Source organism: Chitinilyticum aquatile DSM 21506 (genome assembly GCF_000430805.1).
Classification (GTDB): Bacteria; Pseudomonadota; Gammaproteobacteria; order Burkholderiales; family Chitinibacteraceae; genus Chitinilyticum; species Chitinilyticum aquatile.
The window spans coordinates 121,741-146,859 of sequence record NZ_AUMS01000007.1 but is presented as its reverse complement, the minus strand read 5'-3'; the positions used below and the strand labels follow the sequence as shown (position 1 = coordinate 146,859).

At 62.2% G+C, this 25,119-nt stretch carries 26 protein-coding genes; 11 read left to right on the top strand and 15 right to left on the bottom strand.

Annotation, left to right across the window (positions count from 1 at the left end):
• Positions 1 to 4 precede the first annotated feature (4 nt).
• The 7 genes from moaE (at position 5) to mog (ending at position 6,092) form a co-directional block, all read left to right on the top strand.
• Complete coding sequence (gene moaE / locus H559_RS0105910) at positions 5 to 457, top strand: molybdopterin synthase catalytic subunit MoaE (protein ID WP_028451938.1); 453 nt, start codon at positions 5 to 7, stop codon at positions 455 to 457.
• The gene (gene moaC / locus H559_RS23470) at positions 457 to 1,572 is read left to right on the top strand and encodes a cyclic pyranopterin monophosphate synthase MoaC (protein ID WP_081412894.1); all 1,116 of its coding nucleotides are present in this window, start codon (positions 457 to 459) and stop codon (positions 1,570 to 1,572) included. Before moaE ends, moaC begins: the two co-directional genes overlap by 1 nt.
• Positions 1,572 to 3,518 carry a type IV pili methyl-accepting chemotaxis transducer N-terminal domain-containing protein gene (locus H559_RS19155; protein WP_034639961.1) on the top strand — a complete coding sequence of 649 codons (1,947 nt, stop codon included), beginning with the start codon at positions 1,572 to 1,574 and terminating at the stop codon, positions 3,516 to 3,518. Before moaC ends, H559_RS19155 begins: the two co-directional genes overlap by 1 nt.
• A complete protein-coding gene (locus H559_RS0105895; protein ID WP_028451936.1) occupies positions 3,511 to 4,176 on the top strand; it encodes a response regulator in 666 nt (221 codons plus the stop codon). The genes H559_RS19155 and H559_RS0105895 overlap by 8 nt, the downstream gene beginning before the upstream one ends.
• Positions 4,177 to 4,220: 44 nt before the next feature.
• Complete coding sequence (locus tag H559_RS0105890) at positions 4,221 to 4,424, top strand: DUF3079 domain-containing protein (RefSeq protein WP_028451935.1); 204 nt, start codon at positions 4,221 to 4,223, stop codon at positions 4,422 to 4,424.
• Between the two features lie 345 nt (positions 4,425 to 4,769).
• The gene (locus tag H559_RS22590) at positions 4,770 to 5,381 is read left to right on the top strand and encodes a hypothetical protein (protein ID WP_155845312.1); all 612 of its coding nucleotides are present in this window, start codon (positions 4,770 to 4,772) and stop codon (positions 5,379 to 5,381) included.
• Positions 5,382 to 5,513: 132 nt separating this feature from the next.
• Positions 5,514 to 6,092 carry a molybdopterin adenylyltransferase gene (gene mog, locus H559_RS0105885; RefSeq protein WP_028451934.1) on the top strand — a complete coding sequence of 193 codons (579 nt, stop codon included), beginning with the start codon at positions 5,514 to 5,516 and terminating at the stop codon, positions 6,090 to 6,092.
• A 115-nt stretch (positions 6,093 to 6,207) separates the two neighbouring features.
• On the opposite strand, the gene dapA is transcribed toward mog, so the two are convergent.
• The 11 genes from dapA to H559_RS0105815 all read right to left on the bottom strand — a co-directional run bounded on the left by dapA (position 6,208) and on the right by H559_RS0105815 (position 16,768).
• Positions 6,208 to 7,101, bottom strand: a complete 894-nt coding sequence (dapA, locus tag H559_RS0105875) for a 4-hydroxy-tetrahydrodipicolinate synthase (RefSeq protein WP_028451933.1) — start codon at positions 7,099 to 7,101, stop codon at positions 6,208 to 6,210.
• A 317-nt stretch (positions 7,102 to 7,418) separates the two neighbouring features.
• Positions 7,419 to 7,664 (bottom strand): VF530 family protein, encoded by a 246-nt coding sequence (locus tag H559_RS0105865; RefSeq protein WP_028451932.1) that lies wholly within the window; start codon positions 7,662 to 7,664, stop codon positions 7,419 to 7,421.
• A 103-nt stretch (positions 7,665 to 7,767) separates the two neighbouring features.
• The gene (locus tag H559_RS0105860) at positions 7,768 to 8,910 is read right to left on the bottom strand and encodes a PQQ-dependent sugar dehydrogenase (protein WP_028451931.1); all 1,143 of its coding nucleotides are present in this window, start codon (positions 8,908 to 8,910) and stop codon (positions 7,768 to 7,770) included.
• 41 nt (positions 8,911 to 8,951) lie between these two features.
• Entirely contained in the window at positions 8,952 to 9,437 is a 486-nt protein-coding gene (locus H559_RS0105855; RefSeq protein ID WP_034639960.1) for a hydrogenase maturation protease, read from the bottom strand.
• Between the two features lie 7 nt (positions 9,438 to 9,444).
• Positions 9,445 to 10,938, bottom strand: a complete 1,494-nt coding sequence (locus H559_RS0105850) for a Ni/Fe hydrogenase subunit alpha (protein ID WP_028451929.1) — start codon at positions 10,936 to 10,938, stop codon at positions 9,445 to 9,447.
• A gap of 95 nt (positions 10,939 to 11,033) precedes the next feature.
• Positions 11,034 to 11,351 (bottom strand): GIY-YIG nuclease family protein, encoded by a 318-nt coding sequence (locus H559_RS19150; RefSeq protein ID WP_034640039.1) that lies wholly within the window; start codon positions 11,349 to 11,351, stop codon positions 11,034 to 11,036.
• Positions 11,352 to 11,377: 26 nt separating this feature from the next.
• Positions 11,378 to 11,920, bottom strand: coding sequence for an NADH-quinone oxidoreductase subunit B family protein (locus H559_RS0105840; protein WP_028451928.1), 543 nt, complete (start codon positions 11,918 to 11,920; stop codon positions 11,378 to 11,380).
• Between the two features lies 1 nt (position 11,921).
• Positions 11,922 to 12,656, bottom strand: coding sequence for a 2Fe-2S iron-sulfur cluster-binding protein (locus H559_RS19145; protein WP_051278978.1), 735 nt, complete (start codon positions 12,654 to 12,656; stop codon positions 11,922 to 11,924).
• Positions 12,653 to 14,488, bottom strand: coding sequence for an NAD(P)H-dependent oxidoreductase subunit E (locus H559_RS19140; RefSeq protein ID WP_051278977.1), 1,836 nt, complete (start codon positions 14,486 to 14,488; stop codon positions 12,653 to 12,655). The genes H559_RS19145 and H559_RS19140 overlap by 4 nt, the downstream gene beginning before the upstream one ends.
• Positions 14,489 to 14,751: 263 nt before the next feature.
• Positions 14,752 to 15,528 (bottom strand): Sua5/YciO/YrdC/YwlC family protein, encoded by a 777-nt coding sequence (locus tag H559_RS0105820; protein WP_028451927.1) that lies wholly within the window; start codon positions 15,526 to 15,528, stop codon positions 14,752 to 14,754.
• A gap of 334 nt (positions 15,529 to 15,862) precedes the next feature.
• The gene (locus H559_RS0105815) at positions 15,863 to 16,768 is read right to left on the bottom strand and encodes a DUF808 domain-containing protein (RefSeq protein WP_028451926.1); all 906 of its coding nucleotides are present in this window, start codon (positions 16,766 to 16,768) and stop codon (positions 15,863 to 15,865) included.
• A 243-nt stretch (positions 16,769 to 17,011) separates the two neighbouring features.
• On the opposite strand from H559_RS0105815, the gene H559_RS19135 reads away from it, so the two are divergent.
• The 3 genes from H559_RS19135 to dxs are packed head-to-tail and all read left to right on the top strand — an operon-like array spanning position 17,012 to position 20,074.
• The gene (locus H559_RS19135; protein WP_034639958.1) at positions 17,012 to 17,266 is read left to right on the top strand and encodes an exodeoxyribonuclease VII small subunit; all 255 of its coding nucleotides are present in this window, start codon (positions 17,012 to 17,014) and stop codon (positions 17,264 to 17,266) included.
• Positions 17,267 to 17,303: 37 nt separating this feature from the next.
• Positions 17,304 to 18,200, top strand: a complete 897-nt coding sequence (locus H559_RS0105805; RefSeq protein WP_028451925.1) for a polyprenyl synthetase family protein — start codon at positions 17,304 to 17,306, stop codon at positions 18,198 to 18,200.
• Positions 18,201 to 18,220: 20 nt separating this feature from the next.
• Entirely contained in the window at positions 18,221 to 20,074 is a 1,854-nt protein-coding gene (dxs, locus tag H559_RS0105800) for a 1-deoxy-D-xylulose-5-phosphate synthase (protein ID WP_028451924.1), read from the top strand.
• 175 nt (positions 20,075 to 20,249) lie between these two features.
• Here dxs and bcaP read toward each other — a convergent pair whose 3' ends face one another.
• Complete coding sequence (gene bcaP / locus H559_RS0105795; RefSeq protein WP_028451923.1) at positions 20,250 to 21,653, bottom strand: branched-chain amino acid transporter BcaP; 1,404 nt, start codon at positions 21,651 to 21,653, stop codon at positions 20,250 to 20,252.
• A gap of 393 nt (positions 21,654 to 22,046) precedes the next feature.
• Positions 22,047 to 22,769 carry an SDR family oxidoreductase gene (locus H559_RS0105790; RefSeq protein ID WP_028451922.1) on the bottom strand — a complete coding sequence of 241 codons (723 nt, stop codon included), beginning with the start codon at positions 22,767 to 22,769 and terminating at the stop codon, positions 22,047 to 22,049.
• A gap of 110 nt (positions 22,770 to 22,879) precedes the next feature.
• Here H559_RS0105790 and H559_RS0105785 point away from each other — a divergent pair, with 110 nt between their 5' ends.
• The gene (locus H559_RS0105785) at positions 22,880 to 23,707 is read left to right on the top strand and encodes a LysR family transcriptional regulator (RefSeq protein WP_028451921.1); all 828 of its coding nucleotides are present in this window, start codon (positions 22,880 to 22,882) and stop codon (positions 23,705 to 23,707) included.
• A gap of 49 nt (positions 23,708 to 23,756) precedes the next feature.
• Here the strand turns inward: H559_RS0105785 and H559_RS0105780 are convergent, their stop codons facing one another.
• Together H559_RS0105780 and H559_RS0105775 are read right to left on the bottom strand one after the other, a co-directional pair.
• Positions 23,757 to 24,779, bottom strand: coding sequence for a zinc-binding alcohol dehydrogenase family protein (locus H559_RS0105780; RefSeq protein ID WP_028451920.1), 1,023 nt, complete (start codon positions 24,777 to 24,779; stop codon positions 23,757 to 23,759).
• Positions 24,780 to 24,861: 82 nt separating this feature from the next.
• Entirely contained in the window at positions 24,862 to 25,068 is a 207-nt protein-coding gene (locus H559_RS0105775) for an oxidoreductase (protein WP_028451919.1), read from the bottom strand.
• Positions 25,069 to 25,119 lie beyond the last annotated feature (51 nt).

The following is a 25,119-nucleotide window of genomic DNA, read 5'->3' as shown; positions in this document are numbered from 1 at the left end:
CAGCATGGACGTGACGATCCGCGTGCAGGAGGCCGATTTTTCGCTGGCCGATGAATACGCGCTCCTGGCTGGCCGTGCTGAAGTCGGCGCGGTGGTCGCCTTTGTCGGCCTCGTGCGCGACGTGCCCGGGCGGCTCGCCGGCATGACGCTGGAACACTATCCCGGCATGACGGAGAAACAGCTGGGCATGATCGTGGCTCAGGCCGGCGAACGCTGGCCGCTGTCCGCCGTGACGGTGGTTCACCGTGTGGGCGAGCTGAAACTCTCAGAGCAGATCGTGCTGCTGCTGGTAGCCAGCGCGCATCGCGATGCCGCTTTTGCCGCCAGCCAGTTCATCATGGATTTTCTGAAAAATGAAGCGCCATTCTGGAAAAAGGAAACCACGGGCGAGGGCGCGGCGTGGGTAGAGGCCAAAGACAGCGACGCCGCAGCCTTGCTGCGCTGGAGCCGTGAGTGATGAACGGATTGCCGGTGGGCGCCCCGGATAAATCAACAGCGCCGCCACCGCGCATCGCCGCCGTGATTCTCGCCGGCGGGCGCGGCAGCCGCATGGGCGGGGTGGACAAGGGCTGGCAGCGCCTGGCCGGCCAGCCACTGGTGCTGCATGTGCTGGCCCGGCTGCGTGAGCAGACGCTGCCACCAGCGGAAATACTGATTTCGGCCAACCGCAACCAGGCCGATTACGCCGCGCTGGGTTTGCCGGTGCTGGCGGACAACTGGCCGGATTATCCCGGCCCGCTCGCCGGTATCGAGGCGGCGCTGGCCGCCAGCCAGGCGGATTATCTGCTGGTGGTTCCCTGCGATGTGCCTGGTCTGCCGGCCGATCTGCTGGAAAAACTGCTGGCGTGCTGTCAGGATGGGCCGCTGGCGGCCTATGCCAGCAGTGCTGGTGAAGCCCATCCGGCCATCTGCCTGCTGGCGCGCCAGCTGCTGCCTGCCTTGCGGGCGCGGCTTGCCAGCGGGCACGGCCGCTTGCGGCAATGGCTGGATGAGATGGGGGGTATGCCCGTAGAGCTCAATGAAAGCCAGTTTGAAAACCTTAATACCCCAGAGGATATGCAGCGCATGACAGACAAACTGCAGGGCGCAAGCGCGGAGCTGACGCATTTCGATGCCGACGGCCAGGCGCACATGGTGAATGTCGGCGGCAAGACGCCAACCCAGCGCGTGGCGCGTGCCGCCGGGCGCATCGTCATGCTGCCGGAAACGCTGGCCAGGATCGCCGCCGGCACGCACAAGAAGGGCGACGTGCTGGGGATTGCCCGCATTGCCGCCATCATGGGGGCCAAGCGCACTTCGGACCTGGTGCCGCTGTGCCATCCACTGCCGCTGTCCGGTGTCGAGGTGGCATTCCGGCTGGATGAGGCCGCCAGCTGTGTGCACTGCGAAGTGACCGCGTCGACCTTCGGCGTCACCGGCGTGGAAATGGAAGCGCTGACTGCTGTGCAGGTCGCGCTGCTCACCATCTACGACATGTGCAAGGCGGTGGACAAGGGCATGGAAATGTCCGGTATCCGCCTGCTGGAAAAAACCGGCGGCAAATCCGGCCACTGGCTGGCGGAACCCCGCTGATGTTCAGCACCAGCCTGCTGCCGCGCCGGCGGCTTTCGACGCGGGTCGTGAGCTTCCTGATGCTGTCGCTGCTGATCGGCCTGACCGTCATCGGCGCCACGCTGTATCTGTCGTGGCAGCTGGAAGGCGGCGCTGCGGCCATCAATGCCGCAGGCAGCCTCAGAAAGCAGACCTACCAGCTCGGTCTGTCGATGCAGGAATACGCGACAGACCGCAACCCGGCACTCAAGCAGCGCATTCTGGACGAACGCAATGCCTTTGCCGCCACGCTGGACCTGCTGCAGCATGGCGATCCGGCGCGGCCGCTCTATCTGCCCAATGATGACGAAGTGCGGGATGTGTTCGCGCGCATCCGCCAGCAATACGACAGCCAGATCGCCCGCTGGGCCGACGATGTGCTGCAGGGGCGGCGCCTGCCGGCATGGACCGACCTGCGCAGCGATTCCGACCGTTTTGTTGCCGACGTCGACCGCCTGGTCGGGCTGGTCGAGCGCTACAACGAACGCCGCACGCTGTTCCTGCGCCTCTCGCAGCTGGTGCTGATCGCGATGGCGGTCGCCGGCTGTGTCGCGCAGATCTACCTGATGTTCCTGCTGGTATTCCGCCCGCTGGAAACGCTGCAGGAAGGCATGCAGCGCATGGCGCAGCGCGATCTTGCAGTGCGGTTGCCGGTGGAAACGAGCGACGAATTCGGCGCGCTGGCCGCCGGCTTCAACCGCATGGCTGACCGGCTTTCCGAGTCCTACGCCACGCTGGAAGCGCGCGTCGAGGAAAAAACCGCCACGCTCAACGGCCAGAACCGCGAATTGTCGCTGCTCTATGGCACCGCCGCCTTCCTGAACGAAACGCACGCTGCGCAAGAGCTGTGCCGCGGTTTCATCGAGCGCATGCGCGAATGGTTCGGCGCGGATGCCGCCAGCGTGCGCGTGCTCGACCCCGCGCAGCAGAATGCGCACCTGATGGTGGCCGATCACCTGCCCGACGTGCTGCTTGCTGCGCCGCAATGCCGGCAGATCAACGACTGCCTGTGCGGTGCGGTCGTGCAGAGCAATAGCGCGGTGATCCACGATTTCCGCAAGGGTATCCCCGGCAGCGCCGCGCGCGAGTGCGAGCAGCAGGGTTTCGCGCAGGTTACCGCCTTTCCGATCCGTGCCCGCCAGGAGCAGACCGGCTATTTCAATCTGTATTTCCAGCAGCCGCACGAGTTCACCGCCCGCGAGCTGCAGCTGCTCGACACGCTTGGCCACCACCTGGGCAATGCGCTGGAAAACCAGCGCCTGGCTGCCAGCGAGCGCGAGCTCGCGGTCACGCAGGAGCGCAATCTGCTCGCGCAGGGCTTGCATGACAGCATCGCGCAGGGCCTGTCCTTCCTGAACCTGCAGGTGCAGATGCTGGAAGACTGCCTCGAAAGGGATAATCTGGCCGAGGCACGCGAGATTGTGCCGCTGCTGCACGCCGGCGTGCAGGAAAGCTACGAGGACGTGCGCGACCTGCTGCTGAATTTCCGCAGCCGGCTGGGCGAGGGCGATCTCAATGCCGCGCTGGAGGCCACTGCAGCCAAATTCCGGCGGCAAACCGGCATGAAAGTCTCCTTCACCAGCAGTGGCCACGGCGTGCCGCTGCCGCCCGACGAGCAGATCCAGATCCTCTTCATCCTGCAGGAAGCACTGTCGAACGTGCGCAAGCATGCCGTCAGTGCCGACCAGGTCACCGTCACTTTTGTCGAAGGGCCGGATCTGCTGCTCGCGATCCACGATAACGGCCCCGGTTTCGACGCCGCGCTGATGGCGTCCCGCGCCGAGCGCCACGTGGGCCTGCGCATCATGCAGGAGCGCGCCGCCCGGGTTGGTGCGACACTGACTATCGAATCTGCCAATGGCGTCACCGTGCGCCTGCTGCTGCCCGAAGCGCAGCGTCACAAACCATCAAGGAACGAGCATGCCTGAGCAAGCTGAACCCGCCACCTTCATTCGCGTGCTGCTGATCGACGACCACACGCTGTTTCGCAGCGGCGTGAAGCTGCTGCTCTCCAAACAGGCCGATTTGCAGATCGTCGGTGAAGCCGCCGACGGTGCCGAGGGACTCAAGCGCGTGAACGAGCTGAAACCCGATGTGGTGCTGCTCGACCTCAATATGCCGGGCCTCTCGGGCCTGGAAGTGCTGCAACTGATCCTGCAGGATTCGCCCGACACGGCAGTGCTGATGCTCACCGTTTCGGAAGATGCCGAAGACCTTGCCACCGCGCTGCGCAACGGTGCGCGCGGCTACCTGCTGAAGAACATCGACGCCGATTACCTGGTCAATGCCGTGCGCCGTGCCTTTGATGGTGAAGCGGTGATCGCCGAAGGCATGACCGCCAAGCTGGTGCAGCAATTCCGCGCCGCCGGCGCCGCGCCGATTGCGGTGGAAAAGGACAAGCTCACCCCGCGCGAGCGCGAAATTCTCGCCTGCCTCGCGCACGGCTCCAGCAACAAGGTGATCGCCCGCCAGCTCGACGTGGCAGAGAGCACCGTGAAAATCCATGTGCAGAACATCCTGAAAAAGCTCGGGCTATCGAGCCGTGTGCAGGCAGCAGTGTATGCTGTTGAACACGGCATACAGTAAGGGCTGTGTTCTGATACTGGTGGCGGTATAGAGATAAGGCGGCAATGGCCAAGAAAGTCCCGCTCAACCCCGCCCACCCCGAGCGCATCTGCTGGGGCTGCGACCGCTACTGTGCCGCTGATGACCTGCGCTGCGGCAACGGCGCCGGCCGCACGCAGCATCCCGTGGAAATCTGGGGCGAGGACTGGGCGACGTGGGAAGAGGAAACCGGAAGTGCTGAAGGGAACGCCGCTGCGGGTAAGGTGTAGGACGTCAATGAGTGCAGCGAACGTCCCAGAGGAAGTCCCCCTTCGGGATTGCGCCGAAGGATGATGACCTCGTCTGCCTGCGCTTCGGGAACATCCTGCGGTGGCTTCGCCTTGTGCCTTGCCTTCTGCACGGACACCTTGCCCCGATGGTTGCGCCTGCCCCTGCGCCATTCGCACTGCGCAATTCACGCGGTGAGCCTTGCCGGATACAGTTTTAAAAAAATCGGTAAAATCAGGAAAAGTTAAAAAAAGTGTGAAGGCGTAGAAAAAATGCGCAATCTTGCCCGAGGTGACCTGCTTGGCTAGGTAAGGTCTTGGTCTTTATGATGTGTACAGGATTTTATTGTGACTGACTGTAGAAGTGAAGATTTGACATACTGCGTCCCCAGATTTCTTTCTGTCGTAAACCTTGCTTATCTCTATGAGGCAGCAAAGACTGCAGATAAAGTTTTTGATGATCAGGTAAAAAAGGCGATGACTGAAGGGGGTGATGATTCCATAGGCAATATTAATGCTGCTCGACAAAGCCTTTTGAGAGCTGTCTTTATTTCTGCCTACGGTGTTCTTGAACAGAATATCGATGAAATAATCGATGTGAAAAGAGCCGCTGCTGATATTTCACTACTTCCTTCCGATTTAAGTCACAAAGGAATTATCAGGTCTGTAGTGTATGCCGAGAAAGTTCTTGGTAAAAAAGTGGATCGCAGCACAGAAGTCTGGCAGGATTTAAAATTTCTGCAGAAAGTGAGGAATCATCTGGTTCATTACGGCGAGGGCTTCTCCAATTCCAATGACCACACAAAAATACATAGTCAGTGTATGAAGTCAAAATATCTAACGTGCAGACCGGAAATTTGTTTCTCTATTGATCAGATTGGAGCAATTTTTAACCTCTATGTTGCCTTTGTGGAGCACTTCTCTCATTGCTGCTCAGCAAGCGCAGTCTCTCCAAATTGATGCAGGTTTTGCAAGCCGTCAGGTTTGCGAACGCGGTCATACACCCCCCTCCTGTTTATTTGAATCGCGGTGCGGTGCGCAAATCCCTGCGGGTTTTGTACACCCTACGGTCCATTTTTTGCGAGTTATTCCATGCCTGATCCCGTCAAAATCGGCCTTGTATCCACTTCCGACCGCGCCAGCCTCGGCGTGTATGAGGACAAGGGCATTCCGGCGCTGCGCGAGTGGCTGTCCGGTGCCTTGCTGAACCCCTGTGAGTTTGTCGAGCGGCTGATTGCGGACGAGCAGGCCGAAATCGAGGCCACGCTGATCGAACTGGTCGACGAGCACGGCTGCGATCTGGTGCTGACCACTGGCGGCACCGGGCCGGCGCTGCGTGATGTGACGCCGGATGCGACGCTGGCGGTGGCCGATCGGGTGATGCCGGGCTTTGGCGAGCAGATGCGCCAGGTCAGCCTGCATTATGTGCCGACCGCGATTCTCAGCCGGCAGGTGGGGGTGATCCGCGGGCGCTGCCTGATTCTGAATCTGCCGGGCCAGCCCAAGTCGATCAAGGAAACGCTGGAAGGCGTGAAGGACTCTGAGGGCAAGACGCTGGTGCATGGCGTGTTTGCCGCCGTGCCGTATTGCGTGCAGCTGCTGGAAGGGCCGTATCTGGAAACGCGCGCGGAGGTGGTGGCGTCGTTTCGGCCGAAATCCGCGCAACGATAGTTAAGGGTATGTGGCCATGACCCTTTTGAGGTAGATGTTATGGCCATATACGTGGCAGTCTATATGGTAGGCCGCCAGCCCCCTGCGGGGCTGGCCTGCGTCCACGGCAGCGGCCTCAGCCGGCGAATCCGGCGGCATCGGCCGCTTGCAAGAGGGCTAGCTCGGCATCCAGCGTTTCCGCCAATGCCGGGCTGGCCGGCTCGAAGGGCTGGCGCAGCGTGTTTTCGCACCAGCCCTGGGCGGCCAGCACTGCCTTCAGCGGCGTGGGATTGGCTTCGGCGAACAGCGCTCGAATGAGGGGCTGAAGTGCAACGGCCAGACTGCGGGCTCGAGGCAGTTCGCCTCGGCGCAGCAAGTCGACAATGCGCACATGCCAGTGCGGCAGCAAATGCGCGGATGCGGCAATGGTGCCGTGGGCGCCCAGGCAGAGTGCGGCGAAATTCTGGTTGTCGTCGCCAGAAAGCACCCGCAAAGGTGTTTCGTGCACCAGCCGCAGCAGGCGTTCGCTGTTGCCGCCGCATTCCTTGATGCCGGCAATGCGCGGGTCGCTGGCTAACTGCTTCAGGGTGTCCAGCTCGACATTCACGCCGGTGCGGTAGGGAATGTTATAGACCAGGACGGGCAGGTCAGCGGCTTCGACGATGGCTTCAAAATGGCGGCGCAGGCCCTGTTGTCCGGGCCGCACATAGGGAGGCGGGGTGACCAGCAGCCCTTCCGGATGCAGGGCGGCCAGTATTCTGGCCTGGCATGCCGCCGTCTGGGTGGCTGCATGCGAAAGCCCCAGAACGACCGGCAGGCCGGGCGCGGCTTGCCGCAGGGTTGCAAAGACCGCTGCCTGCTCGTCCAGACTGAGCAGCGCTCCTTCTCCGGTGGTGGCGGCAGCGATCAGCCCGGCAATGCCCTGTCCGGCCAAATGCGCCGCCAGTCGGTGCAGTGCCGGATGGTCAATGGAGTCGCCGCTGAATGGCGTGATGATGGGAACCCAGATACCTTCAAATGCAGTGAACATGTGCAACCTCGTCAGAACGAATGTATGGAAACGTTCCGCCGGCAGGTGCCGGCACGAGGGGCAAAGGCTGGATTGCTGTTGTTTACCCCGTCCGGCATTCCGCCAGACGGGACAGACATCCCCGTCAGCGGAGAAGTCGTTTTTTGGATTTCAATCCGGCCACACGCACCTGTGCTTGCCACAGGATGGCGGCAGGCAGTTCGCAGTGGAGGAGCAGTGCATCGCGCATGGCTTCGGGCTTCTACGGATTGAAAGGCAATGCTAGCGCAGTGCAAATTGCCACAAAAGCCTGCGCGTGTAACGGAATGCCGCCGTGATCAGTCCTGATCACGCTGCTGTTGCGCTTCGCGGCGCAGCCGGGCGTCGAGTTCTTCGACCTTGGCGCGTGCCCAGGGTGTGCGGCGCAGGAATTTCAGGCTGGATTTGATCGAGGGCTCGTTGTAGAAGCACTGGATGGGAATCTGCCGCGCCAGCTCCTTCCAGCCGAAATAATCCACCAGATCGAGCAGCATGCGCTCCAGCGTGATGCCGTGCTGCGGGTTGTTCTTTTGCGTGTCGTTCATCAGCGTTGTCTGGTCAGGCCGGGCGGGAAGCTGCGCAGTATAACCGCCAGCCGGTTTGTTCCAAAGCGGCCTGCGGTGTGGCCGGCATGATGGTCCGTTGCGCCTAGTTTGCCGGTGCCAGCCGCAGTAGCGCGCCGTCACCATCGTCCGTCAGCAGGTAGATCAGTCCGTCCGGGCCGACGCGCACGTCGCGGATGCGCCCGAAAGCATCCTTGAGCAGGCGCTCTTCGTGCACCACGCGCTCGCCGTCGAGTTCGAGCCGCACCAGCATCTGGTATTTCAGTGCACCAGCGAAGAGATTGCCGCGCCAGCCGGGAAACGCGCGGCCTTCGTAAAAGGCGAGGCCCGATGGCGCAATCGACGGCGTCCACTGGTGGATGGGCTGCTCCATGCCCGGTTTGCTTGTGCCTTCGCCGATTTTCGTGCCGGTGCCGTAGTTGGCGCCGTAGGTGATCACCGGCCAGCCGTAATTGCGCCCGGCGCGGATGATGTTGAGCTCGTCGCCACCCTGCGGGCCGTGTTCTGTTGCCCACAGTTCGCCCGTTTTCGGGTTGAGTGCCGCGCCCTGCATATTGCGGTTGCCCAGGCTGTAGATTTCCGGCCGCGATCCTTCCTTGCCGGCAAAGGGGTTGTCGGGCGGGAAGCGGCCATCGTCGAAGAGGCGCACGGTCTTACCGGCGAGGTCGTCCGGCTTTTGCGCGCGGGCCATTTCGCCACGGTCGCCCTGCGTGATGTAGAGCATGCCTCGGCCATCGAACACCAGGCGCGAGCCGAAGTGCTGGCCGGCGCTGCTGCCGGGGCGCTGGCGGTAGATCTGCTGCACATTGTCCAGCCGGTAGCCGTTTGTGTCCGCAACCAGCCTGCCGCGCGCGACCTGCGTGGCATAGCCCTGGCCCTCGCGTCCGGCATAGGAGAAATACACCCAGCCATTGCGGGCAAAATCCGGATGCAGCGCCACGTCGAGCAAGCCGCCCTGGCCATGCGCTGCGATGGGCGACAGGCCGGCGACCGGCCGCGGATCGGGCTTGCCGCTGGCGTCCAGCACGCGCAACCGCCCCGGGCGCTCGGTGACCAGCATGCGCCCGTCGGGCAGGAAGGCCAGACTCCAGGGGTTTTCCAGTCCGCGCGTGAGCGTGCTGACGCGGAAGGCATGCTTTTCGCTGCGGATGAGCATGTCGGCCGCCTGGGCGCCAGCGGTGCAGGCGAGGCCAAGCAGGGGCAGGAGAGCAAGGCGGGCGAGGGGCATGGCAGGCTCCGTTTCTGGCTGTTGGACGCGCGAATCAAAGGTCATGGCGCATGTGCGAGCGATAGCGCTTGGTGCAGACGGTTTTGCAGGAGTTCCCAGCCCGCAGCCAGTGCGTCCTGGCCGGTAGCGCTGAGCGGCTGATCCAGCTCAAAGGTATTGCCCTGCAGCTCAAGCAGATAAACGGCTTGAGGGGGGGTACCTACATGGGTTTGGCAGTGCCACAGCACTTCAGCCGGTGAACTGGCATGGCTGGCCCAGGCTGTGGGCTGGCGTGCGGCCACGCTGTGCCAGCTGGCAGGGCTGTCCGCCTTGCGGCTGGCGTCGGCGAAGATCACCAGCTCGCGCCCGGCCAGATCAAACGCATGCTCGGGGCTGAGCTGGAAATCGGTGAGGATGTCGATCCGCTCGCCCAGCTCGTGTTTGGCTACCCATGCGGCCAGCCGTTCGCCCAGCAGCGGCCCCAGCGCGTCGTCGCCGCGCGAGGGATTGCCGTAGCCGAAAAACAGGATGGGCGCAGGTCTTGTCATTTCTGCATCATTCCTGCGCGATGCGGCCATCGTCGTGGCGCAGCAGCCTGCTTTGCAGCGAACCATCAGGATTGAGCGCTTCGATAATCAGCGGCATCTGGCCCAGCGCGTGCGTGGCGCACGACAGGCAGGGGTCATAGGCGCGGATCGCGACTTCGATGCGGTTGAGCAGCCCTTCGCTGATTTCGCGGCCATCGAAATATTTGTCTGCCACCGCGCGAACCGAATCATTCATGCCGCGATTGTTGTGTGTGGTCGAGACGATCAGATTGGCGTAGCTGATGGTTTCGTCGTCAGCAATTTTGTAATGGTGGATCAGCGTGCCGCGCGGCGCCTCGATGACGCCCACGCCTTCGCGTGCCGGCTCAGATGGCTGCGCCATCAAGTCGCTGCCAAGCAGCTCCGGGTCGTCGAGCAGCTCGCGGATGGTTTCCGCGCACATCAGCGTATCGATCATCCGCGCCCAGTGCTGCGCCAGCGCGGCCTGCACCGGCTTGCCGCCGCCATAGTCGACGAATTCGCGCCGTGCGGCTTCCGCCAGCGGCGTGGGCATGAAATCGGCATTGTTGATGCGCGCGAGCGGCCCGACGCGGTAATAGCCGGCATCGTGGCCGAAGGGGGCGAGGTAGGGAAACTTCATGTACGACCACGGTTTGACTTCCTCGCGGATCAGGTCGAGGTAGCGCGCGGGGTCGTGATTGTCGACGATGATTTCGCCGGCGGCGTTTTTCACGCGCAGCACGCCATCATAGAGTTCCGCCGCGCCATCGCGGCTGACCAGCGACATGAACGCCGACTCGGATTCGCCAAAGCCGCGGAATTCCGCCTCGTTGGCGAGGTAGTTGTCGCGCGCCAGCGCATTGCTCGCCACGCACCAGTCAACGATCTGGTCGATGTCTCTCAGCATTGCATCGCGCTCAGGCGCACTCAACGGCTTCAGAAAACCGCCCGGCGCACTGCCAGTGCCGTGCACGCGTTTGCCAGTGAGGTGGCGGATGACTTCCTGGCCGTATTTGCGGATGCGGATGCCCCTGAGGCCCAGTTCCTTGTGATCTGCCAGCACGCCGATCACGTTGCGGTGTGCAACGGCATCGTCAAAGCCGAAGAGCAGGTCGGGCGAGGCCAGGTGGAAAAAATGCAGCGCATTCGATTGCAGCACCTGGCCGTGGTGCAGCAGCCGGCGCAGTTTTTCGGCGGTCGGCGTGATGCGCGCGTTGCCAAGCACAAAGGGATCGCAGGCCTTGGACGCCGCCAGCAGGTGGCTCACCGGGCAGATGCCGCACAGGCGCTGCACCAGCGTCGGCACCTCGCGAAACGGGCGGCCCTGGATGAAACGCTCGAAGCCGCGAAATTCGACAATGTGCAGGCGTGCCTGGCGCACGCGGCGCTCATCGTCGAGCAGCAGCGTGACCTTGCCGTGCCCCTCGACACGCGAGACCGGCTCGATGACGACCCGGCTGAGCCCGGTGATGTCGGAAGCGGTTTCCAGATGTTCGTGCATGGCGTGCTCCTTTGGGCTTCCTGTGCTGGCGGACGCTGTGTCACTGGATTCCCGCGTTCGCGGGAATGACGAGGCTGGTAATTTCCGTAATGACGTCATGCCCGCGCAGGCGGGCATCCAGTTGGAATTCCGCAAATGTCGTCCCATAAATCCCGCCACTGTGGGTTGACTGACTCGATCAGTTGCAGTTTCCAGTCACGATTCCACTTCTTGAGCTGCTTTTCCCGCGTTATGGCGGCGTCCATGCTGGCGTGCTGCTCGTAATAAGCCAGTAGGTGTATGTTGTAGCGCCTGGTGAATCCTTCCGTGACATCATTTTTGTGCTCCCAGATACGCTTGAGCAGATTGGATGTCACACCGATATACAGTGTGCCGTTTCGCTTGCTGGCAAGGATGTAAACAGCTGGTGACATGCATTTGGCAGGCATCTGTCGCAATCCTAGTCAAACCGCCGCAGCGGATAGGCCAGCTCCGGCTCGCGCCCGGCAAGGAGCGCGGTCAGCAACTCCCAGAAGGCATCCGCCGGCGGCGGGCAGCCGGGCAGTACGTGGTCGATGCGCACGACCTCGTGTAGCGGATAGACGCGGTCGAGCAGCAGTGGCAGCTCGGGGTCGTCGGGAACCTGCGGCGCTTCGATGCCCGGCCCCTGCAGATAGGCTTCGGCAAAGCATTCTTCGAGCGGGATGCGGTTGCGCAGCGCCGGCACGCCGCCCGACAGCGCGCAGGCGCCGACCGCGACCAGAATGCGGCAGCGGCTGCGGAATTCGCGCAGCGTGTGCACGTTTTCCGCATTGCACACGCCGCCCTCGACCAGGCCAATGTCGATGCCTGCTGCATCGACTTCCTTGATGTCGGTGAGCGGGCTGCGGTCGAAGTCGACCAGCTCGGCCAGCTCGGCAATGCGCTCGTCGATATCCAGAAACGACATGTGGCAGCCGAAACAGCCGGCCAGCGAACAGGTCGCGATGCGGATTTTTGCCATGTCATTTCTCCCCGGCCGCCTTGCTGGAAGGCTGCCTGTGGCCCACGCGGGCTATGTCCTTGGCATCGTAGAGCCGCGCGCCAATGGGTAGCGGGTAACCCTCGCGTTTCGGGATCAGCGCGCCGGTGGGGCAGATGCGCGCGGCAAAGTCGGTAATGCTGAAGTCGGAATCACCCAGCAATCCCGATTCGCTGTTGACGACCAGCTGCGTGCGCGTGCCGCGCCCGGAGAGACCAAAAACCGCCTTGCCGTCGGTTTCGCGGCTGGCGCGCACGCACAGCTCGCATTGGATGCAGCGGTCACGGTCGAGCAGCATGTCGGGGTGCGAGGCGTCGACATTGCGTAAGGGGTAGAAATGCGGGTAATGCGAATCCTGCATGCCGACGTGGTAGGCCACCGCCTGCAGCTGGCAGTTGCCACTTTTTTCGCAGAAGGGGCAGTAATGGTTGCCTTCGACAAACAGCATCTGCACGACACGCCGGCGCATCGCGGTGAGCTCGTCGGTGTCGTTGTCGACCTGCATGCCGGGCTGCACCGGCATGGTGCAGGCGGTGCCGAAGTGGCCGTTGATCTTTACTGTGCAGAGCTTGCAGCTGCCGCGCGGGCGGTATTCCTCGTGGTAGCACAGGTGCGGGATATAGACGCCGGCTTGCGTCGCGGCTTCCATGATGGTCTGGCCGGGCTCGAAAGGGATGTTTTCGCCATCGAGCACAAAGGTGAAGTCGTTGCCGTTCATGTGCCTTCTCCCGCTTTGGCGGCATTGATGGTGCAGCCGTGTTCGTCGCAGCGCTGGCCCAGGTGGGCTGCGGCGTCGTCGCGCTTGCTCAGCTCGCGCGAGATCGCCAGCGCGCCGTCGAGATCAAAACCCGGAACGAAATCGAGCGAGGTCAGCCGCGATTCGTAGAGCGGGCGCATGCGCTTGATGGTGTCGAGCAGCGGGTTGGCAGCCGTTTGCCCCAGCCCGCAGTGGCTCATGTCCTTGATGCACTGCGCGGTCTCGGCAATGTCCGCGAGCTCGCGCGCGGTCGCGTGGCCGGCCATGATCTTGTCGATCGACTGCCGCAGCAGCTGCGTGCCGATGCGGCAGGGCGAGCAGAAGCCGCAGGATTCGCCAGCGAAGAAGTGCGTGAAGTTCTGTACTACGGCCAGCATGTCGCGGCTGCGGTTGAACACCATGAAGGAGCCGCCGGTCGAGAGATCCTCGAAGCTGATCGCGCGGGCGAATTCGATGGGCGTGATGCAGGTGCCCGACGGGCCGCCAACTTGCACGGCCTGGGTATCCGTCGCTCCGCAAGAATCCAGAATGGTCTGCACGCTAACCCCGAAGGGGTATTCATAAATGCCGGGCCGCGCGACGTCGCCGCTGACGGAAAGCAGCTTGGTTCCAGGTGAGTGGCGCGTGCCGGACTCCAGAAACCAGTCGGCACCGTGCCTGGCGATCAGTGCGGTTTTGACATAGGTTTCGACGTTGTTGCAGATCGTCGGCTGGTTCAGGTAGCCGTGCGTGGCGGTATAGGGCGGGCGCGTGCGCGGCACGGCGCGTTTGCCTTCCAGCGATTCGATCAGCGCGCTTTCCTCGCCGGCCACGTAGGCACCAGCGCCGAGATGAATGTCGATGTCGAAGGAGAAATTTCGCCCGAGGATGTGCTCGCCCAGCAGATGCTCGGCGCGCCGGCGCGCCAGCACGGCAACCAGATGCGGGTAGAGCCAGGCGTATTCCGCGCGCAGATAGAGAAAGCCTTTTTCCGCGCCGATCACATACGCGCCCAGCGTCATGCCTTCGAAGACTTCGTCGGCGAAGCGGGTCAGCAGCGTGCGGTCCTTGAAGGTGCCGGGCTCGCCCTCGTCGGCGTTGCACACCACATAGTGCGCCTTGCCCGGCGCATCGCGGCAGACGCGCCATTTCAGTGCCGTGCGAAAGCCGGCGCCACCACGCCCGCGCAGGCCCGACCTGTCGATCTCCTTGAGAAAACGCTCCGGGCCCAGTGCCAGCGCCGCCTGCAGTGCCCGGCCTGGCTCGCTGCGTTCCGCCAGTACGGGGCCGGCCACGCGCAGCGCTTCCTCGACCTGGAACCAGCCGGCCGGCCAGGTGGCTATGGGCTCGCCGACCTCGATCTTGCTCGCGATTTCAGCTGCCAGCCCGGTCGTCAGCCGCGTGATCGGCCGGCCGTTGACCAGCAGCGCCGGGCCCTGGTCGCACAGGCCGGTGCACGAGGTGTAATCGACAAACACGCGCCCGTCAGCACGCGGTTTGCCGCGCGTAACGCCGAGTTTTTCCAGCAGCGTCGCCATGATCTTTTCATTGCCGAGCATGCGGTCAGTGATGTTGTCGGAGACATAGATGCGGTAGTCGCCCAGGCGTTCGGTGGAGAGGAAATGATAGAACTCGACCACACCGTGCACCTGGGCCAGCGGCACGTCGAGCGCCTTGGCCACGTAATTGCGCAAGGGATCTGTGCAGCCGCCGTATTCGTTCTGGATGGCAATCAGGATTTGCACCAGCTGCAGCGGATTGCGCCGGTGTTCATCGAGAATCTGGTTGATGCGACGGTAATTGATGGCCTGCATACGGGTCTCCTGTTGAGAGCCGGTTTGGTGAGGCAATGGTCACTCTTTGGCTGCTTTCGTTCTAGGCTACAGGCTCCGCTTTCGGGTGGCGAAATGCCGGTGCAGCAGATTCGCGGTTGCTGCACGCTTGGTGCTGCGCTGCTGAAATTGCCGGAAAAGTCGATAGGCGCGCATTCATCTTGGCGTGGGCCCTGTCGTCAAGGCCATCGGTTTGCTGCATGAATTGCCTGTGCCTGAGGCAAACGGGTATGGCCGCTTGATGGCTAGCTGTCGCCATAAATCAGGAACGCATCTGCCGCACGGGCGAGCGTGCTGCGTGCCTTGCTGTTTCCGCTGGCAGCAGGGGGCGCTTCCTGGTCGGTTGTGCTCAGTGCCAGCAGCAACGCTTGCGGCTGTGCCAGCCATGCAATGCCAGAGGGTGCATCTGCTGAGGCGTGGAAAAGCAGGTAATACAGCGCAGAAAAAGGCAGTGTGACGGCGAGAACCTCTTCGCCGGGGGCCAGGCTGGCCGGCAGCGTCGCCTGCGGGTGGCGCTGCAGGGCAAGCACGGGGCGCGTTCGGCTCTGCAGGTATTCGCTCTCGCTCGCATTGGGCATGAGTTCTCCGGCGAGCGAGGCCAGGTTTGCCGCCATGACGGCCATCGGTCTGGAGTTCAGCCCGGCAGCGCGCAAGCGCGTGATTGCGACCGCATTGCGGGCATCACAACAAAGGTGCACGCCACTCTCGCTCTCGATGGCGATGATCGCGCCGTTGCGCAGCAAGGCGAGGCTTGCGGCAATGGCGTAGCCGGTATGCAGTTCATCGCCATGCCTGTCGCAGGCAATTGACGCCCCGTTGCCGAGTTGCAGGTCGAGGTGCGGCCCGCAGCGGGGGCATGGGCCGTCAGAAGAGGGGACGCGGCTGTCATCCTGCCGGGCTGCGGTCCGCAGGCATGCACTGCATGGCTGGATGAGTTGTTGCCTGCTGTCGGCAGATGGATTCTTGCAGTGCCTGCAGCTGGTAAATGCATACTGCCAGCAGCAATCGGCGGGATCGAACATGCGTTCCAGGCAGGCCGCACAGGGAGCAGGCTTTGCATCCCCCGGCAGCAATGAACTTGCCCTGCTTGCGAGCGGGTTTTCCGTCCTGCCGGCAGAGTCTGGTGTCAGCGCACCTGATGATGTGGCTTTTGCGGCTACGGCTTGCATGGCGTGTTTCCCCGGTCATTCCCGTTACACTATGGGTAATGGATGGGGCTGATGCCAGTGCAGCAATGAAATAATTATTGCATTGCAATATCCGTGTCGGGCAGAGCATCAAACGCAACAGCCGGGCGTTTGGCCCGGCTGTTGAATTCATTACGGTTATATCAAGGGCTGTATTTACACCGTGGCCTCATGCGCCACGCAGCTTGTTCACTGCCTTGAACGCCAGCAGGCTGAGTGTGCCGGCGATCAGGCCGACGACGATGTCGAGCAGCGAAGGAACGACGGCCTTCAGGAAACCGGCGCCTGCGGCAATGTGCTCGATGCCATGATGCAGGAAGGGCACCGCGTGGCTGATGATGCTGCCGCCGACCATGAACATGGCTACCGTGCCGATGACGGTGAGTGCCTTCATCAGCTTGGGCGCGGCTGCCAGCAGGATGTTGCCGATGAAGGTTGCCACTGCACCGCCCTTGCGTTTCAGATAGAAGCCGATGTCGTCCATTTTCACGATGCCGGCGACAAGACCATACACGCCTGCCGTCATGATCAGGCCGATCCCGGCAAGCACCACTGCTTTCATCGCAAACGGGCTGTCCTTGACCGTGTCCAGCGCGATCACGATGATTTCGGCCGACAGCACGAAATCGGTGCGGATCGCGCCCTTGATCTTGTCCTTTTCCATTGCCACGAGGTCGACGTTTTCATCGGCAACAGCGGCAATCAGCTCGGCGTGCTCGTGCTGTTCTTCAGCATGGCTATGGAGAAATTTGTGCGCGAGTTTTTCCATCCCCTCGAAACACAGGTAAAGACCGCCGATCATCAGCAGTGGCAGGATGGCTTGCGGCAGTGCCCAGCTGATCAAGAGCGCGGAGGGCACCAGAATCAGCTTGTTCTTCAGCGAACCGACGGCGACCGCCCACACGACCGGCAATTCGCGCTCTGCGCGCACGCCGGACACCTGCTCGGCATTGAGTGCCAGATCGTCCCCCAGTACACCGGCCGTTTTCTTGGCGGCAACTTTGGTCATCAGCGCCACGTCGTCGAGTACGCTGGCAATGTCGTCTATCAGTGTCAGGAGGCTGGCGCCGGCCATGGGACAATCCTTTTCTTCGGGGCAGTTTCAAATTGGCATTTCATGCTGGAAAGCGTACTGCAAGCACATGCCTGCAGGCGCGTAATGCTATTCGTTCACGGTGCCAATGTCATCCTTGCTGCTGCATTATGCCGGTTTGCCGCGAGCGGGTAATCCGCCTGCGCTGCACAGCAAGGCCGTGCTGCCTTGACGCACTGTGGCGCAATCGTTACTGTTGGAGGATTTTTCACCTGCGGATGGTTCATGGCCAAGGCGAATAAACTCCCCGGCAATTTTGAAGCCGGGCTGACCGAACTGGAGCAGCTGGTTTCCGAGATGGAAAGCGGCAAGCTGCCGCTGGATGCGGCACTGCTGGCTTATCAGCGCGGCATCGAGCTGATGCGTTTCTGCCAGGGCAAGCTGTCGGACGCGGAACAGCAGATTCGCGTACTTGAATCCGGTGAACTCAAGCCCTTTGCGGCGGAACAAGGTGCTGGCGCTGCCAGCGAGCAAGAATAACCCCGCTTCGCAGCTATAAACTCCACACAGACTCACAATGGCCGAATTCGAATTCAAGAGCTGGATGAATGATGTCCAGCAGCGCATGGAAACCTGTCTGTCGGCCAGTCTGCCGGCTGAAACACACCTGCCTGAACGTCTGCATGACGCGATGCGCTACAGCGTGCTCGACGGCGGCAAGCGCGTGCGTCCCTTGCTGGCCTTTGCTGCCGGCATGGTGGTTGATGCGGACCCGGAACGCTTGCAGTATGTGGCGGCAGCCGTTGAGATGATCCATGCCTACTCGCTGGTGCATGATGACATGCCGGCAATGGATAATGATGTGCTGCGCCGTGGCAAGCCGACCGTTCATGTGGCCTTCGGCGAAGCAACTGCACTGCTGGCCGGTGATGCACTGCAGGCACAGGCTTTCGATGTACTGAGCGGCCATATGCTGGCCGATGCGCCTGCTGACCAGCTGAAAATGGTCAGCCTGCTGGCGCGTGCTTCCGGCAGCCTCGGCATGTGTGGCGGGCAGGGTGTTGATCTCTACAGCGTCGGCAAGGAACTGACCCTGCCCGAGCTGGAGCTGATGCACATCCTGAAAACCGGTGCGCTGATCCGCTGCGCCGTACTGCTCGGTTCCTACTGTGGCAAGCCGCTGGTAGATGACGACCGTGCGCGGCTCGATACCTATGCGAAGTGCATCGGGCTAGCTTTCCAGGTCGTCGACGACATTCTCGACTGCGAAGCCGATTCCGTCACACTGGGCAAGACTGCCGGCAAGGATGCCGCCAACAACAAGCCGACCTATGTGTCGCTGCTGGGGCTCTCCGGTGCCAGGGAAAAGGCCGCTGATCTGAAGGCCGAAGCACTGGCCGCACTGGCTCCGTTTGGCGACAGAGCCGCTGCACTGATGGCGCTGGCCGAATTCATCGTCGAGCGCCGCTCCTGAGACATGCAATGACCGTACCGATGACGTATTCCCTGCTTGATAAAATCAGTGTGCCGGCTGATCTGCGCCAGCTTGAACGCAGCGATCTGCCGCAACTGGCACGTGAACTGCGCGAGTTTCTGCTGGGCTCGATCAGCCAGACTGGCGGGCATTTTGCCTCCAACCTTGGCGCTGTCGATCTCACCATCGCGCTGCACTATGTGTTCAATACGCCGGAAGACCGGCTGGTCTGGGATGTGGGCCACCAGAGTTACCCGCACAAGGTGCTCACCGGCCGCAAGGCCATGATGCACACCATGCGCAAGCAGGGCGGGCTGGCCGGATTCCCGAAGCGCGAAGAAAGCGAATACGACACCTTCGGCGTCGGTCACTCGTCCACGTCCATCGGTGCCGCACTCGGCATGGCCGAAGCCGCGCTGCTGAAAGGCGAAAAACGCCGCGCGATTGCCGTGATCGGCGACGGGTCAATGACCGCCGGCCAGGCGATCGAGGCGCTCTTCAATGCCGGTCACCGCGACGACATTGACCTGCTGGTCATCCTGAATGACAACGAAATGTCGATCTCGCCCAATGTCGGTGCGTTCAACAATTATCTGGCCAAGCTGCTGTCGGGCAAGTTCTACAATGGCTTTCGCGATGCGTCCGGCCGTGTGCTCGACCGCATCCCCTCGCTGAAAGAGCTGGCGAAAAAGGGCGAGGAGCACGTCAAGGGCTTCTTCACGCCGGCATCCTTCTTCGAGGAACTGGGCTTCAACTACATCGGCCCGATTGATGGCCATGACATGGAAACGCTGGTGACCACGCTCACCAACATCCGTGGCCTCAAGGGCCCGCAGTTCCTGCATGTCGTCACCAAGAAGGGGCAGGGCTACAAGCTGGCTGTCGATGATCCGGTCAAATACCACGCCGTCACGCCGTTCACGCCCTGCGATGGCATGGCCGGTGGCAAGTCGGGGGGCAAGCCGACCTTCACGCAGATTTTTGGCGACTGGCTGTGCGACATGGCCGCCAGCGACAGCAGGCTCGTCGGCATTACGCCAGCCATGCGTGAAGGCAGCGGAATGGTCAGGTTTCACAATGAATACCCGAAGCGCTATTTCGATGTCGGTATCGCCGAGCAGCACGCGGTAACTTTTGCTGCCGGCCTTGCCTGTGAAGGGCTCAAGCCTGTGGTGGCGATCTACTCGACCTTCCTGCAGCGCGCCTACGACCAGCTGATCCACGATGTGGCGCTGCAAAACCTCGACGTCACCTTTGCCATCGACCGAGCCGGCCTTGTTGGCGCCGATGGTCCGACGCACGCCGGCTCGTTTGATCTTTCCTACCTGCGCTGCATTCCGAACATGGCCGTGCTTGCGCCGGCCGATGAAAACGAATGCCGGCAGATGCTGTTTTCCGCTTACCAGCACGAAGGTCCCGCAGCTGTCCGTTATCCACGCGGCAGCGGCATGGGCGTGACGGTTGAAAAAGCCATGACCGGCGTTGCCTGGGGCAAGGGCGTCATCCGTCGTGAAGGCGAGAAGGTCGCGATCCTGTCGTTTGGTACGCTGCTGGGCGCAGCGCTTGAAGCGGGTGAAGCGCTCAATGCGACGGTGGCCAACATGCGCTTTGTGAAGCCGCTGGATTGCGAACTGGTCAAACAGCTTGCCGCCAGCCACGATCTGCTGGTTACGGTTGAAGAAAACGCCGTCATGGGCGGAGCCGGCGCCGCCGTGCTGGAATGCCTGGCCAACTGTGGTGTATCGATTCCTGTGGTACAGCTCGGCCTGCCTGATCATTACGTCGAGCACGGCGAGCAGAAGGCATTGCTCGCCGATTGCGGGCTGGATGGAGAGGGGATTGCTGCAGCAGTGCGGCAGCGTCTCAATACCTGAGTATGTAGTCGTATATGACTATTGCAGCTCTTGGCACATAAGAAAATACCCGGCATAAGCCGGGTATTTTCTTATGTGCCATCAGCAATCCGGAGATTTCTGATGGACCTTGCTGATGAAAACAGGGCAAGGATGAAGCGGCCTGAAGGCCATCCCATCCTTGCCCTGAAAATGATCAGCTCGCAGCCTTGCCGAGCAGCGAATTGCGCCGGGCGTAGGCGAAGTAGGCCACCAGGCCGATCAGCAGCCAGATGCCGAAGGCCAGCCAGGTGATCGCGGCGAGCTGGGTCATCAGGAACACGCAGAAGGCAATCGCCAGCAAGGGCACGACCGGCATGCCAGGGCAGCGGAAGGCACGGTTCAGGTCGGGACGGGTGCGGCGCAGGATCAGCACCGCCAGCGAAATCAGGCTGAATGCGGCCAGCGTACCGATATTGATCAGCTCGGCCAGCACGTTCAGCGGCACCAGTGCGGCGATCAGCGCAAAAACGATACCGACGGCCCAGGTGGTGAAGAACGGTGTGGCAAAGCGCGGATGGATGCTAGAGAGGCGCGCCGGCAGCAGGCCATCGCGGCTCATGGCGAAAATGACGCGGCTCTGGCCGTAGGCCATGACGAGGATGACGGTAGTCATGCCGATGATGGCGCCCAGATCGATAAAGCCTGCCACCCAGTTCTGTCCCGCGTATTGCAGTGCCAGCGACACCGGATGATCCACCCCGGCAAAGCGGGCGTAAGGCACGATGCCGGTCATGATGGCCGCCACAATCACGTACAGCACGGTACACACCGCCAGCGAACCGATGATGCCGATCGGCAGGTCACGCTTGGGGTTGCGGACTTCTTCAGCCGCCGAGGTGACCGCATCGAAACCGATGAAGGCGAAGAACACCAGTGCGGCGGCACTGAATACACCGCTCATGCCGAAGGGGGTGAACGGGGCCCAGTTGGCAGGCTTCACATAGCCTGCACCCACCACGATGAACAGCAGTACGACGCTGATCTTGATGGTGACCATGATGTTGTTGAGTTTGGCAAAACCGCTCACGCCTAGCGAAAGCAGGGTGGTAATCGCGATGACGATCACGAAGGCGGGCAGATTGAAGAGCGTCTCGGCACCCGGAACCGCGCCGGGTGCGGCGGTCAGCAGGGTGGGTAGCGTGATGCCGAGGCCAGCCAGCAGCGACTGGAAATAGCCCGACCAGCCCACGGCGACCGCCGAGGTGGCCAGGCCGTATTCCAGCACCAGATCCCAGCCAATGATCCAGGCAACCAGCTCGCCCATGGTGGCGTACGAATAGGTATAGACCGAGCCGGAGACCGGAATCATCGAGGAAAACTCGGTATAGGCCAGCGCGGCGAAACCGCAGGCCATGGCGGCAATCACGAAAGACAGCATCAGGCCGGGGCCGGCGGTGAGTGCGCCGGTGCCGGTCAGCACGAAAATGCCGGTGCCAATGATGGCGCCGATTCCCAGAAAGACCAGGTCGAGCGGGCCCAGCACTTTTTTCAGGCCGCCTGGCCTGGTGTGGGCAGCGGCAATCATGGCATCGATGTTTTTGGTACGGAACAGACTCATGGCAACCTCGAAACGGACCGGATGAGTTTCGCCCAGGGCAAACTGATCCGGTCAGACGCGCTGCTTGCTGTCACCGTACCAGTACAGTTCCCGGCAAGAAGCGCCAAAGCAGTTACCGTATTCTTACAACTGCTTTTCCGCCATGAGAGATAGCGGCATCAGTGCAATCCCGATTGGGGGGATCCCTGATTCATCGTTGCCTTGCTCCGGCAATGCCTGCCGCGAAAGTGTTGGCGGGTCTCGAGCCGCAGTTGTCGGGTATTGCGGAGGCTGCGTGCATTGCTGCATGGGCAGCCCGCGCAAGGCCGGAAGATAAGGAGATGCCCAGGTTACATCGTTGGGTATATGGCTATAGCCATTTTAAGGTAATGGCTCTGTCCATATACCTGCCGATCAGGCTGGCTGGCGTGTCGCTGCCAGCACGATCTCGCGGATGCACACATTCTGCGGGGCGCTATAGGCGTAATGGATGGCTCTGGCCACATCGTCGGCCGCGAGCACGCCGCCCATCTCCTGTTTCCAGTCCTCGTAACCGGACTTGATCGCCGCATCCGAGGTGTGTCCCAGCAGCTCGGTTTCGACTGCGCCCGGTGCGATGGTGATCACGCGGACATTGCTGGCCGAGACTTCCTCGCGCAAATTCTCGCTGATCGCATGAACGGCGAATTTGGTGCCACAGTAGGCCACGTGATTCGGGAAGGTTTTGCGTCCGGCAATCGAGCTGATATTGATGATGGTGCCGTGGCGGCGTGCGACCATGCCGGCCAGCACCGCGTGGATGCCGTTGAGTACGCCGGTGATGTTCACATCCAGCATGCGCTGCCACTCGGCAGGATCCTGCTTGCTCATTTCACCCAGCAGCATTACGCCGGCATTGTTGACGATGGCATCCACCGGGCCGAACTGGGCTTCGGCCTCGCTGATGGCGGCAGCAAGTGCGCCGGCATCGGTGACGTCGACTGCACGGCACAGGGTGGCGGGCAGCGCCAGTGCCTGCAGACGCTCGATGCGGCGTGCCAGCAGCAGCAGCGGGTGGCCATGGCTGGACAGGAGTCGGGCGGTGGCGGCGCCGATTCCCGAGCTGGCACCGGTAATGACAATCAGACCCTTGGACATGAGCATGCTCCTTGCAGATGATTCATAATTGGTTTTGATGCTGGCTAGTCTAGTTGGCGTCGATCTGTCTGAGAAATGCCGTTTTCTTGTTGGTGGAATAAATAAAATTTATGGATGTGCGCCAGCTCAAGGCCTTTATTGCCGTGTTTGAAGAACGCAGCATCACGCGGGCCGCCGCGCGTCTGTTCATAACCCAGCCGGCGCTCTCGGTCACCATCCGCCAGCTGGAAGACGAGCTGGCCACCACCTTGTTTGTCCGCGAAGCGCGGGGCATGGCGGTCACCGAGGCTGCCCGTCTGCTGTACCCGCAGGCGCAGCGTCTGCTGCAGCAGATGAGTGCGCTGGCCGGGCAATTCCGCCAGCAGCACCATTGTCTGCCGCTGGCGCTGGGGGTCGACCAGGGGGATATCGCCGGGGCGCAGCTTGCCGCTGTGTGTCGCCGGCTGGTCGGCGCCGTGCCGGCCTTGCAGTTGCTGCTGCTGGATGGCTGCTCGGGCATGCTGCGGCTGGCAAGCGAGGCCAGCCGCTGCGAGGACGAGCTGTTCCTGCCGCTGGTGGATGAACCCTATGTGCTGGCGGTGCCGGAATCCGATGCGCTCAGCGGCGATGGCATTGATGTCGCCACGCTCGACATGGGCGAATGGCTGACCTGTCCAGCCCATCCCGCACACCAGCGCCTGCTGGCACTGCTGGGCACCGACACGGCCTTGCTGCAGAGCAGCCATCAGGCCGCGACGCTCAGCCAGCTGGGCTGGCTGGTGGCGGCCGGGCTGGGCCGGGCGCTGCTGCCGCAAAGCCTGGCGGTACTGCCCGGGATACGTACCCTGGATTTGCAGGGCGCCGTGCCGCGCCACCGCATCGGACTATGCTATACCGCCGCCCGCCGGGACGAACTGGTCGTGGGGCAAGTCATTCAGGCGCTGCAATCGGCCGGGTGAGGCCGGCAACAAAACCGGCTTGGTCAGCACGGCATTGTTGCCACGGTGCTTAGGACTCAAAGCCTTCCAGTACGATCTTGCCGCGCGCCTTGCCGCTTTCGAGCAGCGCATGGGCACGACGCAGGTTGGTGGCATTAATGCGTCCGAAGTGTTCGGCCTGAGTGGCCCGCACGGCGCCGGCGTCGACCAGCCTGGCCAGTTCATCCAGCAGCTCATGCTGGCAGAGCATGTCTTCAGTGGAAAAAAGCGAACGGGTGAACATCAGCTCCCAGTGCAGCGAGACGCTCTTGGCCTTCAGCTTTCGGATGTCGATCACCTCGGCCGGATCATCGATCAGCGCCAGTTTTCCCTGCGGGGCAATCAGTTCGCAGATGGTCGCAAAATGCTGCTCGGTGTGGGTGAGGCTGATGACATGACTGACGTCCGCGTAGCCAAGCGCCTGCAGTTGCGGCAGCAGTGGCAGGGTGTGGTCGATGACGTAATGTGCGCCATTCTGGCTGACCCAGTCACGGGTTTCCGGCCGTGATGCCGTGCCGATGATCGTCAGCCCGGTGAGCTGGCGGGCCAGCTGCACCAGTACCGATCCCACACCGCCGGCGGCGCCGATGATCAGCAGGCGATCCTTGCTGCTGCGCCGGTCGGCTGGCAAATGCAGGCGGTCGAACAGCAGCTCCCAGGCGGTGATGCCGGTCAGCGGCAACGAAGCGGCTGCCGCGAAATCCAGCGTCTGCGGCATGTGTCCGACGATGCGTTCGTCTACCAGTTGCAGCTCGGCATTGCTGCCGGCGCGGCGCAGGTCACCGGCATACCAGACGCGGTCTCCGGGCTTGAACAGCGTGACATCGGGGCCGACTGCGCGCACGACGCCGGCGGCATCCCAGCCCAGTACGACCCAGTCATCGCCGGCCGCTGCGCGGCTGGCTCGGACTTTGGTATCAACCGGATTGACGGAAACGGCGCGGACTTCGACCAGCAGATCGCGGCCCTGGGGGTGCGGGTCGGGCAGGGTGATGTCCTGCAGGGCGAGTTCGTCGGTAATGGCGGCAGGTTTCTGGTAGGCAACGGCTTTCATGCGGGGGCTCCCGTGGATTCAGGCAGTGTGGGCGGGGTAATCGGTATAGCCGGCGGCATTGCCGCCGAAGAGTGTTGTCGGGTCAGGACTGGCCTGTGTCGTGCCGGGCGTCGCATCGCGTCATCAGTTCAGCAGGTATGTCACCAGGCTGCTCGGTCCGGCAGCGCGTCATGGGTGCCATCACGATGCGGTTGGGCAGGGTCAGATGCCCAAGGTGGGCAGGGGTGAACAGCGGGTTGGTCATGGTGAGCCTCGGGTCAGCAGGGATGAGGCATGATCTGTCGTTCATGATTTTCAATCAATCGGCTGGATGTATAATTACTTTCAATAACTTATTGAA